Here is an 18,692-nt window from a genome sequence, read left to right as displayed (position 1 = left end):
GCAATGAAGCTCACCAGCTGCTCACGGAAAACTTTCGAAGGTTATATGATTACTAAATGGAGTTTACCTTGAACGTAGTAAAATACATTCTAATTATTTTATAAAACAAATACTAATATAACAAAAGGAGAGAACCTTTGTCTTTAAATTGACAAAGGTTCTCGCTGATTTTACCACGGTTTTTTGGTAAAATATGTTCAGGAGTAAAAATGAAGCACAGCTGTAACAGGGGGATATACGATGGACTTAACAAAAAAAGAAAAATTGCGTTTACTCTTAAAACAGCTGCAAATAGCTGGAGAAGATGTAGAAGCCTTTTTTAATGAAAGTTATCTAGAAAAACTTGAAATATATAAGAAAACAAAAAAATGGCATTTTCATATTTTTGTTGAACGTGTTCTGCCATTGCAGGTTTATCAACTCTTGGTTGGTAAATTAAACGATACTTTTGAACATGTAGCTACAACAGAATTAACCATTTTAACGGGAGACAACAACTGTGATGAAGAGACAATTACGGGATACTGGAAACAGTTTGTTGGTAGCAAAACAGACATATCTCCTGCGTATAAGGATCTAATTCATGAGCAAATACCCCAAGTTAACAATAATAAGATTATGTTAACTGTAAGAAACGAAGCAGAAGGTTCTGCGCTAAAAAAACGCCTTGACCAAGATTTTAAAGAGTTTTGCTTAAAGGCTGGTATACGTTATTATCCCATTGAAACGGAAGTTAAAGCCGAAGAAGCTGCATTGAAAAAATTTAAAGAGCAAAAAGCTTTAGAGGATCAGAAGCTTGTTCTTAAGACTGTCCAGGAAAAAGAGAAAAGAGATACCCAGAAAATACAGCAGGACAACCGTCCACTAACTTTAGGTTATAAGATACAGGATGAACCTCTTCAAATGCAGGAAATCCAGGATGAAGAACGACGTGTAACCATTCAGGGCTATATTTTTGATGTTGATATACGCAAGCTTCGCTCTGGTAGAAGTCTACTCATTATTAAAGCAACAGATTACACAGATTCCTTACAAATTAAAATGTTCTCAAAAGGTGATGAGGATGCTGATAAATTCGATACAGTAAAAAAAGGAATGTGGGTCAAGGCGCGTGGTAGCATTCAAACGGATATGTACACCAACGAGCTTGCCATGATGGCAAATGACATTCAAGAGATAAAAGTAGCGATTCGTATGGATGAGGCCCCCGAAGATAGTAGAAGGGTAGAGCTGCATGCACATAGCACGATGAGTCAAATGGATGCAGTTGTATCACCAGGTAACTTAATTGCCCAGGCTGCGAAGTGGGGACATAAAGCAGTGGCCATTACCGATCATGCAGGTGTTCAAGGCTTCCCTGATGCACATGCTGCTGGTCAGAAACATGGTATAAAAGTTTTGTATGGTGTTGAAGCAAATCTCGTAGATGACGGGGTTCCCATTGCCTATAACGAACAAGATGTTGACCTTGCAAGTGCCAATTATATTGTATTCGACGTGGAGACGACAGGTTTGTCTGCAGTATATGACTCCATCATCGAGCTCGCGGCAGTAAAGGTTCACAATGGGGAAATTATCGACAGATTTGAATCCTTTGCAAATCCTCACCATCCCCTGTCTCAAACAACCACAGATTTGACTGGGATTACGGATGACATGGTAAAGGATGCACCAGAAATATCTAGTGTTCTTCAAGATTTCCATAAGTGGATGGGAAATGATATTTTGGTTGCTCATAATGCAAGCTTCGATATGGGCTTTTTAAATCAAGGCTTGCAAAAAATAGATTATCCAAAAGCTCAGAATGCCGTAATGGATACGTTAGAACTTGCAAGATTTTTATTCCCAGAACTTAAAAACCATCGTCTGAATACCTTGTGTAAGCATTTAGATATTGAATTGACTCAACACCATAGAGCAATTTACGATGCCGAAGCCACAGGCTATTTGTTATGGAAGTTAGTGCAAAAGCTTTTGGAAAAAGAAATTGCAAATCATCTTCATTTGAATAACCATATGGGAGAAGGCAATGCTTACCAGCGCTCGCGACCTTTTCACTGCACCATAATGGCAAAAAATGAAGTAGGTTTAAAGAATATCTACAAACTCGTCTCCCATGCTCATATTGACTATTTTTACCGGGTTCCTCGTATACCGAGATCGCTTTTGAAAAAATATCGTGAGGGATTACTCCTTGGATCTGCATGTGATAAAGGGGAAGTTTTTGAAACGATGATGCAGAAATCTGCGGAAGAAGCGGAGAGTGTTGCAGAATTTTATGATTACATTGAAGTACAGCCACCTGCAAACTATGCACATTTAATAGAAAAAGATCTTGTCCAAAATGAAGCCCAGATTCTAGATATAATAAAGAAACTTGTTGAGATGGGAGACCGTTTGGGTAAAACTGTCGTAGCTACAGGGAATGTCCATTATTTGGATGATCACGATAAAGTCTATCGACAAATTTTAATAGCTGCTCAAGCAGGAAATCCGCTAAACCGTCAAACATTACCTGATACACCTTTTCGCACTACAACTGAAATGATGAAGGCATTTCACTTTCTTGGTGAGGAAAAGGCAAACGAAATAGTCGTTGAAAACACAAATAAAATAGCGGGTGAGCTGGAAGAAATTTCGCCAGTTAAAGATGGTCTCTTCACACCTACGATCGAAGGTGCTGATCAGGAGATGCGTGACCTTTGTTATAACAGGGCAAAGAAAATATATGGCGAGCCAGTACCCCAAATTGTTACAGATCGACTAGAGAAAGAGTTGGAAAGTATTATCGGGCACGGGTTTGCAGTTATTTACCTCATTTCCCACAAGCTTGTGAAAAAGTCTCTCGATGACGGCTATCTTGTTGGTTCTCGTGGTTCAGTAGGCTCCTCCTTTGTTGCGACAATGACGGAAATTACAGAAGTGAATCCACTCCCACCTCATTATGTTTGTTTAGAGTGCCATCACCATGAGTTTATTACAGATGGATCTGTGGGAAGCGGATTTGATCTTGATGATAAGGATTGTCCGCATTGTAATATCCCCCTTACAAAAGATGGACAGGACATTCCATTTGAGACATTCCTTGGCTTTAAAGGGGATAAAGTTCCTGATATTGACTTGAATTTTTCAGGGGCATATCAACCACAAGCGCACAACTACACAAAAGAATTGTTCGGTGTTGATAATGTTTACCGAGCAGGTACAATTGGAACGATTGCGGAAAAAACCGCTTATGGATATGTCAAAGGTTACGCTTCTGATAAACAACTTGTATATAAGAATGCTGAGGTAGATAGGCTAGTACAGGGAACAACTGGTGTTAAACGTACGACTGGTCAGCATCCTGGTGGCATTATTGTTGTGCCAGATGATAAAGAAATCTTTGACTTTACACCGATACAGTTCCCTGCAGATGATCGTAAAAGTGAGTGGAGAACAACACATTTTGATTTCCATTCTATTCATGATAATTTGCTTAAGCTTGATATTTTAGGGCATGATGATCCGACAGTAATACGGATGCTCCAGGATTTAAGTGGAATTGACCCGAAAACAATTCCGACAGATGATCCTGATGTCATGAAAATATTCTCAGGTACGGAATCGTTAGGTGTTACTCCGGAACAAATCTACTGTAAAACAGGTACGTTAGGAGTTCCGGAATTTGGGACAAAATTTGTTAGACAGATGCTCGAGGATACAAAACCGAGCACATTTGCTGAACTTGTTATTATTTCTGGTCTTTCACACGGCACAGACGTTTGGTTGGGTAATGCGCAAGAACTGATTAATGATGGGATATGTGAACTCCCAGATGTAATTGGTTGTCGTGACGATATCATGGTTTATTTAATGCATAAAGGCTTGGAAGCTTCTTTGGCATTTAAAATCATGGAATTTGTCCGAAAAGGAAAAGGACTTCAAGATGAATGGATTACAGAAATGAAAAAGCATGGTGTGCCAGATTGGTATATTGACTCATGTAAAAAAATTAAATACATGTTCCCTAAGGCTCACGCAGCAGCCTATGTGCTAATGGCTGTCCGAATTGCTTACTTTAAAGTTCATCACCCAATCTTCTTTTATGCAGCTTACTTTACTGTAAGAGCTGACGACTTTGAATTAGATACGATGATCAAAGGACCTGCTGCGATCAAACAGCGTATTGATTCTATTACTGCAAAAGGAAATGATGCCCCGCCAAAAGAAAAAAGTCTCCTAACTGTGTTGGAGATATCATTGGAAATGTGTGAACGAGGTTTTCATTTGAATAAGGTTGATCTTTATAAATCTAGTGCAACAGAGTTTATTGTCGATGGCGATTCCTTATTACCGCCATTTAACGCGGTAGATGGTTTAGGTACAAACGCTGCTCTTAATATAGTAAAAGCTAGGGAAGAAGGGGAATTCCTTTCAAAAGAAGATTTACGTGAAAGAAGTAAAATTTCTAAAACGGTACTAGAATATCTGGATAACCACGGTTGTCTTGAGGGTATGGCAGAAAAAAATCAATTATCATTGTTTTAATAACTAAAAAATGGGGAAATTACAGATAGGTAATCTGTGTGCTTTCCACAAAAAGGAAGTAGGCTACTGCCTATTTCTTTTTTGTGGTTGCCAGAGATTGTGGTATAATCAGTACAGAATATTCAATGAATTTACACATTGCTTATACTATACGAGACTTGAAGGAGATGCAGCTGTATGAGTTATATTTTCAATGATAAAAATGAATTAGAGCGTTTTATTATAGAAAAAAGAAAAGAACTTGAAGCCCTATTACTAAGTGAAGCATCAATTGATATAGAAAAATTAGAGGAGATAAAGGTTGTTGGGGGCATTCACTTGGTGGATAATGCCTATAATCTGATTCTCATGATTGTAAATAATCAGGAGCAAGATGTGATAAACTTCGCTAAAAAAGAGGGGGTTGCCTGGGCAAAAACTTCTCTTACACTTTCATTTAAACTTGAATGGGTTAAAGCTATAAGAAAAGCTTTTTGGAGCTTCTTGTATGAATATGAGCAAGCACATAATATGAAGAGAATTACGGAGAATTCATATGAAATGGTCATTAAAATTAATAAGTTGATTGACGAGTTCTTTCAAGGCTTCTTTATCTCTTATTCTGATTACAAGGATGAATTACTGGAAAAGGAACGGAAACTCGTCGAAAACTTATCCGTACCAATTATCCCAATCTCCAATAACATAAGCATTTTACCTTTAATTGGCACCATTGATACTTATCGAGCAGGAATCATCGAAGAAAAAGTTCTAGTAGAAATTGGCAAGAACCATGTTGAGAAATTGCTTTTAGACCTTTCAGGAATTGCAGAAATGGACAAAGAAGCGATTCATCATTTCTTAAAACTACTTGATGGTGTATCGATGATGGGATGTCAAACAATTATTACTGGCTTGCGACCTGATATAGTAAGAGAAATTGTAGCGTTTGATGTTTCTTTTGGAGATAAAGTAAAAACAACAGGGAATTTACAACAGGCTCTTGAGCTATTTTCCGATAAAGATAATGACGAAAGAATTTTCGTTTAAGAGGAAGCAATTACGGTTATATTACTAACGTACCCACTATCTTGCAATAGGTTTCCCTTTATGATATACTATTTTTTGGTAAGTATTGATACGAACGGTTAAAAGAGTGGGTAAACGCCCACTCTTTCTTCATACTTCTTTTCAACTTCGCGTAAACTCCCCCTTGCCACAGAATTCGGCAGGGGTTTTCTATTGATTTACAGTATGATCAAATGAAAAGTAGTATGATGGTTCATACTATCAGAAATGACAGCAATTAGCTGACAGGCAGCAAAACAACTGAATAAAGGAGGATGAATGTTGAGTTCTCAAGTAATCAAAACAACAGAGGAATTATTGCGGCCGATTTTGGAACCTAAAAACCTGGAACTTGTTGATGTTGAATACGTTAAAGAAGGAAAGAATTGGTTTCTACGTGTGTATATCGACAAACCAGGCGGTGTAGACATCACGGAATGTGGTGAGGTTTCCGAAGAATTAAGTGAGAAATTGGATAATACGGATCCAGTAAAGGAAGCGTATTTTCTAGAAGTATCTTCCCCTGGGGTGGAGCGGCCATTAAAGACACAAGAAGACTTTAAAAATAATGTTGACAACAATATCTTTGTGAAACTTTACGAGCCGATTGAAGGCGAGAAAGAATATGAAGGTATTCTAAAAAGCTTTGATAACGATCTCTTAACAATAGAGTACAAGGTGAAAACAAGAAAAAAACAAGTAGAACTACCATACGATAAGATAGCAAAAGCACGTCTTGCTGTAATGTTTTAGAAGGGGGAAAAGAACGTGAGCAATCAGTTGTTTGACGCGATTGATTATTTGGCAAAAGATAAAGGGATTGATAAGGGTATTCTTCTAGAAGCATTGGAGGCAGCCTTGATCTCTGCATATAAAAAGAATTTTAAATCCGCAACGAATGTCCGTGTGGAACTAAATGAAGCAACGGGTAAAATGGGTGTTTTCTCCAGAAAAGTAGTTGTAGAGGAAGTAGAAGACATTCAAGAAGAGATTTCACTTGAAGAAGCGAAAAAGGTTGACCCTAATTACGAACTTGAAGATGTTGTGGAAGTTGAAGTAACACCAAAAGACTTTGGTAGAATTGCAGCACAGGCAGCAAAGCAAGTCGTAACACAACGTGTTAGAGAAGCAGAACGTGGAGTGATTTTTTCCGAGTATGCTGACCGCGAAGAGGATGTAATGACAGGGATTATTCAACGTAAAGATCCACGCTTTGTGTATGTAAACCTTGGTAAAATCGAGGCGAAGCTTGCTGAGGCAGAGCAAATGCCAACAGAAGAATACTACGTTCATGACCGTTTGAAAGTATTTGTAACCAAAGTAGAAAATACGAGCAAGGGACCGCAAATATATATTTCAAGGTCTCATCCAGGCCTTTTAAAGCGTCTGTTTGAAATGGAAGTACCGGAAATTTATGAAGGTATCGTGGAAATTAAGTCCGTTGCCCGCGAAGCAGGGGATCGTTCTAAAATCTCTGTCCATGCACCAGACCCAGAAATAGACCCAGTAGGATCATGTGTTGGGCAAAAGGGACAGCGTGTTCAAGCAATTGTTAATGAGCTCAAAGGTGAAAAAATCGACGTGGTAGAGTGGTCAGAGGATCCGGTAGTATATGTATCCAATGCGCTGAGCCCTTCGAAAGTAGTAGATGTGCTTGTTAATGAGGAAGAAAAAGCTACCACGGTAATTGTCCCGGACTACCAGTTGTCATTAGCTATTGGAAAACGTGGTCAGAATGCTCGTCTTGCAGCTAAGCTTACTGGCTGGAAGATTGATATCAAGAGTGAATCTGAGGCGAATGAAGAGGGCTTATTAAAAGAGCAGGAAGAGGTTCTACCAGACACTGAGGAAGACTTGTTCGAGTAGGGGGCTGTCCAATAGTGCAAAAAAGAAAAGTACCTGAGCGAAAATGTGTTGTAACGAACGAAATGAAACCGAAGAAACAGCTTGTCCGCGTTGTACGTAATAAGGATGGCGAGGTATTTGTGGATGAAACAGGAAAGAAGAATGGGCGTGGAGCTTATTTAACAAGGGATCCTGAAATCATCCGCCAAGCTGAGAAAACCAGTGTTTTAAATCGCCAGCTGAATACAGAAGTAGATTCGTCAATCTATGAGGACTTAATAAAACTGGTTGAAGGTAAAAAACATGACTAATAATAACAATAATTCTTACTTAAATATGATTGGGCTTGCCTACCGTGCTCGAAAGATTTCACTGGGAGAAGAGGCAATTGTGAAGGATATTCGGCAAAATAGAGCAAAGCTTATTCTGTTGGCTAGCGATATAGGGCCGCAAACGAAGAAAAAGCTCACAGACAAGTGCAAATCATATAATGTACCATATGAAATAGTGGATGATAGAGAGACACTATCACATGCTATTGGAAAATCCCAAAGAGTAGCTGTTGCTATTTTAGATGCAGGATTTGCTACTAAAATTCAGTCGTTACTCGGGTAATTAAATTCGGGGGTGAACGTATGAGTAAAATGCGTGTATATGAATATGCAAAAAAAATAAATAAACCTAGTAAAGATGTCATCAATTATTTAGAAGAAATTAAGGTAGAAGTGTCTAACCACATGTCTACTATTTCAGCTGATACCGTTAGTAAGCTGGATGAAAAGTTCAGCTCAAAACCAAAGACATCTGATAAACCAAATCAGACATCAGCTAATGCTGGTGCGCAAAATAAGAATTCGAATACATCGAATACATCAGGAGCCAAAATGAATCATAATCAAGGGAATAAAGGGAAAAATAAACCGAATTCCAATCAACAGCGAAACACGGGAAATTCAAATCTGCATAACAAAAAGCAAAAAGGGAATAAAAGAGGGAATCAACAAGTCCCTAGACAACCTGTAGTAAAAGAAACACCAAAGCACATTACTTATAGTGAAACACTCACGGTAAGTGACCTTGCTGCTAAACTAAACAAAGATGCTTCCGAGATTATTAAGAAATTAATGTTCCTAGGTGTTATGGCAACAAAAAATCAGGACCTAGATGATGATGCAATTGAGTTGATTTGTGGCGAGTTTGATGTTCAAGTGGAAAAAGAAATAATTTTAGAAGATACCGACTTTGATAAATACCTCAAAGAAGATAAAGAAGCAGATCTTGTGGAACGTCCTGCTGTTGTTACGATCATGGGACACGTAGACCACGGGAAAACCACTTTACTTGACGCGATCCGTCATACAAAAGTTACAGCTGGTGAAGCAGGTGGAATTACACAGCACATCGGCGCATACCAAGTAGAAAATGATGGCAAGAAAATCACATTCCTTGATACCCCTGGTCACGCAGCCTTTACAAGTATGCGTTCAAGAGGTGCTCAAGTTACGGATATTGCTATTTTAGTGGTGGCTGCCGACGATGGCGTAATGCCACAAACTGTGGAAGCAATCAATCACGCAAAAGCAGCTGAAGTACCAATCATTATTGCAGTTAACAAAATGGATAAAGAAGGCGCCAATCCGGATCGTGTTATGCAAGAATTAACCGAATATGAACTAATCCCGGAAGATTGGGGCGGCAGCACGATCTTTGTAAACCTTTCTGCAATAAAAAATGAAGGTATCGACGACTTGTTAGAAATGATTGTTCTTGTTTCTGAAATAGAAGAATTAAAAGCCAACCCTAAAGCGAATGCATTTGGTACTGTAATTGATGCACAGCTTGATAAAGGTCGTGGCTCTGTTGCTACATTACTCGTACAAAATGGTATGTTACATGTTGGGGATTCCCTCGTAGTTGGTAATACACATGGACGTGTTCGTGCAATGGTAAATGATCTTGGACAACGGGTAAATGAAGCAGGACCATCAACTCCTGTGGAAATTACCGGTTTAAATGAAGTACCACAAGCTGGAGATCAGTTCCTTGTATTTACCGATGAGAAAAAAGCAAGACAAATTGGTGAAGCCCGTCAACAAAAGCAAATCCAGGAAAACAGAAGTGAACAAACCAAAGTTAGTCTGGATGACTTGTTTGAACAAATCAAGCAAGGGGAAATGAAAGAAATTAATATTATTATTAAAGCAGATGTACAAGGTTCTGCCGGTGCATTAGCTTCTTCCTTACAAAAAATTGAGGTGGAAGGCGTAAATATTAAGATCATTCATACTGGTGTTGGTGCAATCACAGAATCTGACATTATTTTAGCTTCAGCTTCAAATGCTATTGTTATTGGGTTTAACGTAAGACCAGATGCAAATGCTAAAAAGGCTGCAGAATCTGAAAAAGTGGATGTACGTCTACATCGTGTGATTTATAAAGCAATTGAAGAAGTAGAAGCTGCTATGAAGGGAATGCTCGACCCAGAATATGAAGAAAAAGTAACGGGTCAAGCAGAAGTTCGTGAAACCTTTAAAGTATCTAAAATTGGTACGATTGCTGGTAGCTACGTAACAGAAGGCAAAATCACAAGAGATGCCGGTATTCGGTTAATTCGCGATGGTGTTGTTCATTTTGAAGGAGAAATTGATGCATTAAAACGTTTTAAAGATGATGTGAAAGAAGTAGCACAAAACTACGAATGTGGTATTACAATAAAGAACTTCAATGATATTAAAGAAGGCGATATTATTGAAGCATATGTAATGGAAGAAATAGAACGCAAATGATCGTTTATGCTGAAGTAGAGTGTATGTTGTACGACGGGCATTCGCTTAAGCAAAAAAGGTCTGTGCTTAAAAGGTTGCTCGCAAAGCTCCAGAACACCTTTAATGTAGCGGTAACAGAACTTGATTACCACGATCTATGGCAACGAACAAAGCTTGGCATTGTAACCATTTCTAATGATTACGTTCATTCGGAAAAGGTTATGCAAGAAGTGATGAAGATTATTGACACCTTCGTTGAACTTGAAAGAACACAAACTACGGTTGAACGGATGTAGGCTTCATTGTTAGATGTTTCGTTCATCGGGACTATAAAAAATGTACGGTAAGAGAGTGATTGTAGTTTTCTAATTGAAGCATGAAGCTTTTCTTAAAGAGGTGAAAAAGTTGGCAGAATTAAGAGCAAACCGCGTTGCAGAACAAATGAAAAAAGAGCTTGGAGAAATCTTGACCAGAAAAATAAAAGATCCTAGAGTTGGATTTGTTACGGTCACAGACGTTGAAGTAACGGGAGATTTACAACAAGCAAAAGTGTTCATCTCTGTATTAGGTGATGAACATCAAAAACAAGACACACTATTGGGACTTGCTAAAGCGAAAGGATTTATTCGTTCCGAAATAGGACAACGAATTCGCCTTCGCAAAACACCTGAGCTCTTGTTTGAATTCGATGAGGCACTTGAATATGGAAATAGAATTGAAACAATACTACGTGATTTAAATAAATAAGCTTGATGGATAATCTGACTCCTTTTTTGCGAGTCAGATTTTTTCCATGTGCGTAGAAAACTTAAAATCAAGCTTTAAAATTTAATGCAATCAAGATTTAGTGCTTAAAATGGAGCAATAAAACCTTTCTGTATGTTGTATGTATATATTGGAGGTGAGAAAATGAATGGAATTTTACCATTGTGGAAACCAAAGGGAATAACTTCCCATGATTGTGTATTTAAGCTTCGGAAATTATTACAAACCAAAAAAGTAGGCCACACTGGTACGTTAGATCCTGAGGTAGAAGGTGTTTTACCAATATGTGTTGGGCAAGCAACGAAAATCGTCCCCTTTTTAACAGATACAAGAAAGACGTATGTGGCAGAGCTCAAACTTGGTGTCTCTACAGAAACAGAAGATGCGCATGGCAGTGTAATAGAAGAGAAACCTGTTACTGTATTTCCAACTGAAGATCAGATTAATGAAGTGTTAAAAGCGTTTACTGGTATCATCACCCAAGTACCACCAATGTACTCTGCAGTAAAAGTTAAAGGAAAAAAACTGTATGAATATGCAAGAGAAAAACAAGTTGTGGAAAGACCAACACGCCAGGTTGAAATTTTCTCCATTTCAAAGATTTCGTCATGTGAGGAGAGGGAGAGTATTACCTTTGAAGTTGTATGCTCCAAAGGAACCTATATACGCACGCTTTGTGTGGATATTGGAAAAAAATTAGGATACCCGGCCCATATGGCCCATCTTGAAAGGACACAGGTTGCTTCTTTCCCTAAGGAAGAGACCGTGACATTTGAACAAATTGAGGAAAAGCTAAAGGTCTCGCATCCAGAATCTGTATTATTGCCTGCTCAAAGAGGGCTAGAGCATCTGGACTATTATAATGTTGATGAACAAACAGCGATAAAAGTACGAAACGGGCAAAAACTCTCAAAACCTGATAAAATAATGAAAGAGCCATTTGTAATGATGTTTAACCAAGAATTATTGGCAATATATCAAACCCATCCGGATAAACCAATGGAAATAAAACCCGTTCGTGTTTTTAACGGATAAAGTGCAGGTGAGGAATATGAGAACATTTGAATTAACATATCCACATTCTATGGTGTTGAATGAACTACCTGAAACGGTTACGGCCATTGGCTTTTTTGATGGAATACATAAAGGGCATCAGAAAGTCATTCAAACAGCTGTAAGAGAAGCAAAGGAAAGAGGGATGGAAAGTGCCGTAATTACCTTTCATCCACACCCCTCTGTTGTTTTAAAAAAAGATGTGCAGCACGTAAAATATCTTACTCCAATTCGAGAAAAACAAGAAATTCTGCAAAAGCTTGAGGTGGATAGACTTTACATTATTCAGTTTAATCAAGAGCTTGCATCCTTGACTCCTCAAGTGTTTGTGGATCATTTTCTAAAAGGGCTTCGTATCAAGCATATGGTAGCAGGCTTTGACTTTTCTTATGGACACAAAGGAAAAGGAAACATGCAAACCATACAAGAGCATGCGGCCGGAGCGTTTACCGTAACGCAAGTGGATAAAGTAGTAATAGATGGAGAAAAGATTAGCTCCACTAAAATTCGTAATCTTCTAAAGGCAGGAGATATGGACGAGGCAGCAAGACTACTTGGAAGACCGTTATCTGTTACAGGTCTAGTAGTTAAAGGGGAGCAACGTGGCAGAACTATTGGCTATCCAACAGCAAATATTGCGGTGAGCGATGAAACGTTGTTGCCCAAGGTCGGCGTCTATGCAGTAAAGGTTCTTTATAAAAATGAAGTTTATGAAGGAATGGCTAGTTTAGGTTTCAAACCAACCTTTACGGACCAATTGGTAGAACCGATTCTGGAAGTAAACATTTTTGATTATAACAATGATTTGTATGAAGAAGAGCTGAGAGTACAGTGGTATACCTTTATTCGGGAAGAAAAGAAGTTTTCCGGGGTAGAAGAATTAGTGAGCGAAATTGCGGAGGATGAAAAGAAAGTTAGAAAGTACTTTAATTGATAAGCGACCTTGCTTCTAACTATCTTTTACTTGCATTTTTAAATAAAAACATGTAGTATTAACAACGTAAAACCATCGCTTGGCAATTCGTAACTCCGACGACTGCTAGGGGAATGGGGATTCAATACAATTACAGGAGGTGCGCCATATGGCAATCACACAGGAACGTAAGAATGAAATTATTAATGAATACAAGGTTCATGAAAGTGACACTGGTTCTCCAGAAGTACAAATTGCTGTACTAACGGAAGAAATCACAACTCTAAATGAACATCTTCGTGTTCACAAAAAAGATCACCACTCACGTAGAGGTCTTTTGAAAATGGTTGGTAAACGTCGTAATTTACTTAACTACTTACGTAATAAAGATGTTACCCGCTATCGTGAATTAATTAAAAACCTTGGCTTACGCCGATAATTATTCAAAAAGCAGGAGAAATCCTGCTTTTTTTATAAGTAAAAATTTTTCATTTAACCCTAGATACTGGTGAAAATAAGTGGTTTTTGCATAAAGGAATAAAGAAACTTCTATATTATGACAAGATTTTTCTACATAAAATTTACATTCCTGCTTATAAACTATAATATAATAATTGGAGTGTTTTTTATAACGGCTAGCATTTTGTTTGCTATAAGCGCCGTGATGAATATTAACTAAGCTACAAAAGCTCATATGGAGCTTGATTTCATTGAAAGGAGTACTACAAATGCCAGAAGAGAAGCAAATATTTTCTACAGAAATTGCAGGTAAAAAATTCACCGTTGAAATCGGAGAATTAGCAAAGCAAGCGAATGGTGCTGCCATGATGCATTATGGCGATACATCTGTTCTGTCTGTTGCGACAGCTTCAAAGGAACCGAAAGATCTGCCATTTTTCCCATTAACCGTAAACTATGAAGAACGTCTTTATGCAGTTGGGAAAATACCGGGAGGATTTATAAAAAGAGAGGGACGTCCAAGTGAAAAAGCAATCCTTTCCTCACGTCTTATTGACCGTCCGATTCGACCTTTATTTCCTGACGGTTTCCGAAACGAAGTTCAGGTTATTAGCACAGTTATGAGTGTTGACCAGGATTGTCCTTCTGAAATTGCTGCTATGATCGGTTCTTCCATTGCGTTAAGCATCTCTGATATTCCGTTTGCAGAGCCAATTGCCGGTGTAAACGTTGGCCGAGTTGACGGCGAATTTATTATCAATCCAACCATTGAACAAGAAGAAAAAAGCGATATTGAACTAACGGTTGCTGGAACAAGAGATGCAATCAACATGGTAGAAGCAGGAGCAGATGAAGTACCTGAAGAAGTTATGCTTGAAGCTATCATGTTTGGGCATAAAGAAATTATTCGTCTAGTTGAATTCCAAGAAGAGATCGTAAAAGCAGTAGGACAAGAAAAGTCTGAAGTGAAGCTTTTTGAATTAGATGAAGAACTTTCTAAGAAGATAGAAAAAGAAGCTTCGGAAAGTCTTATAGCAGCTATTCAGGTAAAAGAAAAGCATGCTAGAGAAGATGCTATTAGTAAGGTGAAAGAGGATGTTCTTGCGTCCTATGAAAATGAAGAAGATGCTGACATTTTGAAGCAGGTTAAATCTGTGCTGGATAAAATGGTTAAAGCGGAAGTCCGCAGATTAATCACGAAGGAAAAAGTACGCCCAGATGGCCGAAAGATAGATGAAATCCGACCATTGTCTTCACGGATTAATGTATTACCAAGAACACATGGTTCAGGATTATTTACACGTGGGCAAACACAAGCACTAAGTGTATGTACATTGGGAGCACTTGGTGATGTGCAAATCTTGGACGGGCTTGATTTAGAAGAGTCTAAACGGTTTATGCATCATTACAATTTCCCTCAATATAGTGTGGGAGAAACAGGTCCTATAAGAGGGCCAGGCCGAAGAGAGATTGGTCATGGTGCATTAGGAGAACGTGCGTTAGAAAAGGTTATCCCATCTGATAAGGACTTTCCTTATACCATCCGCCTTGTTTCAGAAGTGTTGGAATCAAACGGTTCTACTTCACAGGCAAGTATTTGTGCAAGTACACTTGCAATGATGGCAGCTGGTGTACCAATTAAGGCACCTGTAGCTGGAATCGCAATGGGACTAGTTAAATCTGGTGAAGATTATTCTATCCTAACAGATATTCAAGGCATGGAAGATGCACTTGGGGATATGGACTTTAAAGTAGCCGGTACATCTAAAGGCGTAACGGCCTTACAAATGGATATTAAAATTGATGGCTTATCAAGAGAGATTCTTGAAGAAGCACTTAACCAGGCTAAAAAAGGAAGAATGCAAATTCTTGATTCTATGCTTGCTACGATTAAGGAGCCAAAAGAAGAATTATCTGAATATGCACCGAAAATCCTTACGATGTCCATCAATCCAGATAAGATCCGTGATGTTATTGGGCCAAGCGGTAAGCAAATAAATCAAATCATTGATGAAACTGGTGTGAAAATTGATATAGAACAAGACGGAAGTGTGTTTATATCATCAACAGATGCTAAGATGAATGAAAAAGCTAAAAAGATCATCGAAGACCTTGTGAAAGAAGTAGAGGTTGGGCAAATGTACCTTGGAACAGTTAAACGTATTGAAAAGTTCGGTGCGTTTGTTGAATTGTTTAAAGGAAAAGATGGACTAGTTCATATTTCTGAATTAGCTGAAGAACGTACTAATAAAGTGGAAGACGTTGTATCAATTGGGGATGAGATCATGGTTAAGGTTAAGGAAGTTGATAACCAAGGCAGAGTAAATCTTTCCCGAAAAGCAGTATTAAAAGAGGAAAAAGAAAGACAGGAAAAAGCAAATTCTTAATTGAATAGTGCCTGTTTTAGATGGCTGTTCTGACAGCTGTTTCAAATAACAAAGAGGAGCAATTGCCATTGCTTCTCTTTTTTTGTTTGAAAAGAAAAAAGTCACTGCTCACTACTTACATAGTTTAAGCATACCTTGTCCTGTTTCAACATAAGTTTGAAATAGGAGGGGGTAAGTATGTATCACGTACGACAAATCATACATGTAATTGTTTTTTTAATTATAGTTACGATTTCATTCAATACTACTTATAATCCATTCTCAATGGAAAGTAGTACAACCTTTATGCAAACTGCAAAACCAAATAATGCTTTATACAAGGAAATAGAAAAGCAGGCGAAAGCATATGAGGAAGAACCTGTTGACCCATATATTGATGACGTATGGAAGAAAACACCGGGGCGTAATGGCCTTGAAGTAGATGTTACTAAATCGTATGAACGAATGAGGGAAAAGGGAGAATTTGATGACGCTTTACTCGTTTATAAGCAGATAGCACCAAAGGTTTCTTTAGAAGATTTGCCATCATCACCAATATACCGTGGTAACCCGGAAAAAGAGATGGTTTCTTTATTAATCAATGTCTCCTGGGGAACAGAATATGTCCCCCAAATATTAGCCATACTGAAAGATAAGAACATCAAAGCTACTTTCTTTATTGAGGGGAAATGGGCAAAGGAAAATGTTGATTTGGTGAAGATGATAAAGAATCAGAACCATTTAATCGGAAATCATGCCTATAATCATCCTAATATGGCAAACTTGACTACACAGCAAATGGTTGAACAGATAAGCCAGACAAATGATATTTTAAAAGCGATAACTGGAATTACACCTGCTTGGTTTGCCCCACCTAGTGGCAGTTATAATCAATATGTTGTGGATGCTGCACACAGCCAAAAAATGGAGACCGTGCTTTGGACGGTAGACACGATTGATTGGAAGAATCCAACAGTATCTGTTATGATTAACCGAGTGAATAGTAAGTTGCATCCGGGAGCAACTATTCTAATGCACCCTACTGCTGCAACGGCTGCGGGGCTTGATGAATTGATAGATTCTGTAAAGGATAAAGGGTATAAACTAGGTACTATGGAACAATTAGTCAGCCCGGAAAGATAACCAATTTGGCGTTCATCTTACATATCTAGCATAGGAGGAAGTACATTGATTGAAAAACACAAAAGTAAGAACGGCTTGCGGGTTGTCCTCGAAAACGTACCTGCTGTAAGGTCTGTTACGATAGGTATATGGGTATTAACTGGCTCGAGAAACGAAACAGAGAAAAATAACGGTATTTCTCACTTTTTGGAGCACATGTTTTTCAAAGGAACGAAAACCCGCTCAGCACAAGATATAGCTGAGGCATTTGATTCGATAGGTGGGCAGGTCAATGCCTTTACCTCAAAAGAATACACATGCTATTATGCCAAGGTCATTGATACTCATAAAGACTTTGCGTTGGAAATTTTAGCTGATATGTTCTTTAATTCTGCATTTGATGAAGAGGAAATGGAAAGAGAAAAGAAAGTGGTTTATGAAGAAATAAAAATGTATGAAGATACACCTGATGATATCGTGCATGACCTGCTTGCAACAGCTTCATATGGGACCCATCCTCTAGGCTATCCTATTTTAGGTACAGAGGAACACTTGCGTTCTTTTAAGCCCCAATCTTTAAGAGACTATATGCGGGAAGCTTATAATCCAGAGAACGTTGTGGTTTCTATCGCAGGTAATGTAGATAGTGCATTTATTGATAAGGTAGATGGATATTTTGGTTCCTATGAATCAAATCACCAGCCTAGCTCTTTAAATAAACCTAAATTCCTTACCAATAAGCTTGAGCGTCATAAAGATACGGAACAAGCGCATCTTTGCCTTGGCTATGACGGACTTCAAACAGGCCATGAGCAAATTTACAGCCTTATTATTATGAATAATGTTCTGGGCGGTAGTATGAGCTCCCGACTGTTTCAAGATATTAGAGAAAAGCAAGGACTTGCCTATTCGGTATTTTCGTATCATTCTTCTTTCTTGGATAATGGTATGCTTACTATCTATGCTGGAACTGGTAAAGATCAATTACCGCAATTAAGGAAGACAATTGATAGTACAGTGGAAAAGCTAATTCAAGATGGTATTACCGATAAAGAACTAAAAAACAATAAAGAGCAATTAAAAGGAAATCTTTTACTAAGTTTGGAAAGTACAAATAGCCGAATGAGTCGAAACGGTAAAAACGAGTTGCTTCTAGGACGCCACAGAACGATGGACCACATGATACATGAAATTGATGCTGTGGACCATGAATCGATTAGAAATGTAATAGACATCGTATTTGAAAAACCATCTTCAAGTGCTCTAATTGCTCCATCAGGAGAACCTATGTAATCCATAGGTTCTTTTTTTTATGTCGGTAACTATAATAATAAGGATAAGCTTTTTCCTAACGTGTTTTTTCATTAAGTTAATTCTAGCATGCTACATAAACGTATTAAGACGGTAGTGTAGCTTTATGTAAGAACAATAACGATAAGTTGAGAGGATGACAAGAATGCGCTATAAGGATATGAGTGGAAAAGAAATTGTGGATGTGAATGAGGGCTCAAGATTGGGAGTACTTGGACAAACAGACCTCGAGATAAATGAGCATACGGGCCAAATTGAATCCTTTATCATACCAAATTATAAATGGTTTGGTTTGAAAAAAGAGGGAGAGGAAACGAAAATTAAGTGGGATGCAATAAAAAAGATTGGGGAAGACATGATTATTATTGACACAAACAGGCTCGGTTAAGGTATTAAATAAGAATTAAAATTTACTAAAAAGGCTGGCCCGAAGAGGAGGGTATCAGCCTTTTTCCTGTTTTTTAAAAATAACCAATCACTAACATTCTCCCGTTTCATAAGCTATATAGAAATAAT

At 38.1% G+C, this 18,692-nt stretch carries 16 protein-coding genes; all 16 read left to right on the top strand.

Annotated features, from left to right (window positions below; genetic code table 11):
* The first annotated feature begins 240 nt into the window (after nt 1-240).
* Nucleotides 241-4,530 (top strand): PolC-type DNA polymerase III, encoded by a 4,290-nt coding sequence (locus K3T81_RS07875; RefSeq protein ID WP_238019226.1) that lies wholly within the window; start codon nt 241-243, stop codon nt 4,528-4,530.
* 177 nt (nt 4,531-4,707) lie between these two features.
* On the top strand, nt 4,708-5,559 hold the full coding sequence (locus K3T81_RS07870; RefSeq protein ID WP_238019224.1) for an STAS domain-containing protein: 852 nt from the start codon (nt 4,708-4,710) through the stop codon (nt 5,557-5,559).
* Between the two features lie 300 nt (nt 5,560-5,859).
* Nucleotides 5,860-6,330, top strand: coding sequence for a ribosome maturation factor RimP (gene rimP, locus K3T81_RS07865; protein ID WP_106896683.1), 471 nt, complete (start codon nt 5,860-5,862; stop codon nt 6,328-6,330).
* 15 nt (nt 6,331-6,345) lie between these two features.
* Nucleotides 6,346-7,443 carry a transcription termination factor NusA gene (nusA, locus tag K3T81_RS07860; protein ID WP_106896684.1) on the top strand — a complete coding sequence of 366 codons (1,098 nt, stop codon included), beginning with the start codon at nt 6,346-6,348 and terminating at the stop codon, nt 7,441-7,443.
* Nucleotides 7,444-7,454: 11 nt separating this feature from the next.
* Nucleotides 7,455-7,733 carry an RNase P modulator RnpM gene (gene rnpM, locus K3T81_RS07855; RefSeq protein WP_238019341.1) on the top strand — a complete coding sequence of 93 codons (279 nt, stop codon included), beginning with the start codon at nt 7,455-7,457 and terminating at the stop codon, nt 7,731-7,733.
* On the top strand, nt 7,726-8,037 hold the full coding sequence (locus tag K3T81_RS07850; RefSeq protein WP_238019222.1) for a YlxQ family RNA-binding protein: 312 nt from the start codon (nt 7,726-7,728) through the stop codon (nt 8,035-8,037). The genes rnpM and K3T81_RS07850 overlap by 8 nt, the downstream gene beginning before the upstream one ends.
* Nucleotides 8,038-8,057: 20 nt before the next feature.
* Complete coding sequence (infB, locus tag K3T81_RS07845) at nt 8,058-10,208, top strand: translation initiation factor IF-2 (RefSeq protein ID WP_238019220.1); 2,151 nt, start codon at nt 8,058-8,060, stop codon at nt 10,206-10,208.
* The gene (locus tag K3T81_RS07840; RefSeq protein ID WP_106896687.1) at nt 10,205-10,483 is read left to right on the top strand and encodes a DUF503 domain-containing protein; all 279 of its coding nucleotides are present in this window, start codon (nt 10,205-10,207) and stop codon (nt 10,481-10,483) included. Before infB ends, K3T81_RS07840 begins: the two co-directional genes overlap by 4 nt.
* 109 nt (nt 10,484-10,592) lie before the next feature.
* The gene (rbfA, locus tag K3T81_RS07835; RefSeq protein ID WP_106896688.1) at nt 10,593-10,934 is read left to right on the top strand and encodes a 30S ribosome-binding factor RbfA; all 342 of its coding nucleotides are present in this window, start codon (nt 10,593-10,595) and stop codon (nt 10,932-10,934) included.
* 162 nt (nt 10,935-11,096) lie between these two features.
* Nucleotides 11,097-11,987, top strand: coding sequence for a tRNA pseudouridine(55) synthase TruB (gene truB, locus K3T81_RS07830; protein ID WP_238019217.1), 891 nt, complete (start codon nt 11,097-11,099; stop codon nt 11,985-11,987).
* Nucleotides 11,988-12,003: 16 nt separating this feature from the next.
* Complete coding sequence (locus K3T81_RS07825) at nt 12,004-12,939, top strand: bifunctional riboflavin kinase/FAD synthetase (protein ID WP_238019215.1); 936 nt, start codon at nt 12,004-12,006, stop codon at nt 12,937-12,939.
* 148 nt (nt 12,940-13,087) lie between these two features.
* Nucleotides 13,088-13,357: a 30S ribosomal protein S15 gene (gene rpsO / locus K3T81_RS07820; RefSeq protein WP_042223730.1), complete on the top strand. Its 270-nt coding sequence runs from the start codon at nt 13,088-13,090 to the stop codon at nt 13,355-13,357.
* Between the two features lie 289 nt (nt 13,358-13,646).
* Nucleotides 13,647-15,764 carry a polyribonucleotide nucleotidyltransferase gene (pnp, locus tag K3T81_RS07815; protein ID WP_238019213.1) on the top strand — a complete coding sequence of 706 codons (2,118 nt, stop codon included), beginning with the start codon at nt 13,647-13,649 and terminating at the stop codon, nt 15,762-15,764.
* Between the two features lie 177 nt (nt 15,765-15,941).
* Nucleotides 15,942-16,886: a polysaccharide deacetylase family protein gene (locus K3T81_RS07810; RefSeq protein WP_238019211.1), complete on the top strand. Its 945-nt coding sequence runs from the start codon at nt 15,942-15,944 to the stop codon at nt 16,884-16,886.
* Nucleotides 16,887-16,931: 45 nt separating this feature from the next.
* Complete coding sequence (locus K3T81_RS07805; RefSeq protein ID WP_238019209.1) at nt 16,932-18,158, top strand: M16 family metallopeptidase; 1,227 nt, start codon at nt 16,932-16,934, stop codon at nt 18,156-18,158.
* 163 nt (nt 18,159-18,321) lie between these two features.
* Entirely contained in the window at nt 18,322-18,564 is a 243-nt protein-coding gene (locus K3T81_RS07800; RefSeq protein WP_036573009.1) for a YlmC/YmxH family sporulation protein, read from the top strand.
* The last annotated feature ends 128 nt before the right edge of the window (nt 18,565-18,692 follow it).

Origin of the sequence: Oceanobacillus jordanicus (genome assembly GCF_022095695.1) — a bacterium.
GTDB lineage: Bacteria > Bacillota > Bacilli > Bacillales > Amphibacillaceae > Oceanobacillus_B > Oceanobacillus_B jordanicus.
Note: the sequence above shows the minus strand (reverse complement) of the source record. Positions and strands in the feature narration are given on the sequence as shown.

Bases quoted from the DNA above. Each gene is read 5' to 3' on its own strand.
- K3T81_RS07875 (WP_238019226.1), top strand. From the start codon at position 241: ATGGACTTAACAAAAAAAGAAAAATTGCGTTTACTCTTAAAACAGCTG.
- K3T81_RS07870 (WP_238019224.1), top strand. From the start codon at position 4,708: ATGAGTTATATTTTCAATGATAAAAATGAATTAGAGCGTTTTATTATA.
- K3T81_RS07850 (WP_238019222.1), top strand. From the start codon at position 7,726: ATGACTAATAATAACAATAATTCTTACTTAAATATGATTGGGCTTGCC.
- infB (WP_238019220.1), top strand. From the start codon at position 8,058: ATGAGTAAAATGCGTGTATATGAATATGCAAAAAAAATAAATAAACCT.
- K3T81_RS07840 (WP_106896687.1), top strand. From the start codon at position 10,205: ATGATCGTTTATGCTGAAGTAGAGTGTATGTTGTACGACGGGCATTCG.
- truB (WP_238019217.1), top strand. From the start codon at position 11,097: ATGAATGGAATTTTACCATTGTGGAAACCAAAGGGAATAACTTCCCAT.
- K3T81_RS07825 (WP_238019215.1), top strand. From the start codon at position 12,004: ATGAGAACATTTGAATTAACATATCCACATTCTATGGTGTTGAATGAA.
- rpsO (WP_042223730.1), top strand. From the start codon at position 13,088: ATGGCAATCACACAGGAACGTAAGAATGAAATTATTAATGAATACAAG.
- pnp (WP_238019213.1), top strand. From the start codon at position 13,647: ATGCCAGAAGAGAAGCAAATATTTTCTACAGAAATTGCAGGTAAAAAA.
- K3T81_RS07810 (WP_238019211.1), top strand. From the start codon at position 15,942: ATGTATCACGTACGACAAATCATACATGTAATTGTTTTTTTAATTATA.
- K3T81_RS07800 (WP_036573009.1), top strand. From the start codon at position 18,322: ATGCGCTATAAGGATATGAGTGGAAAAGAAATTGTGGATGTGAATGAG.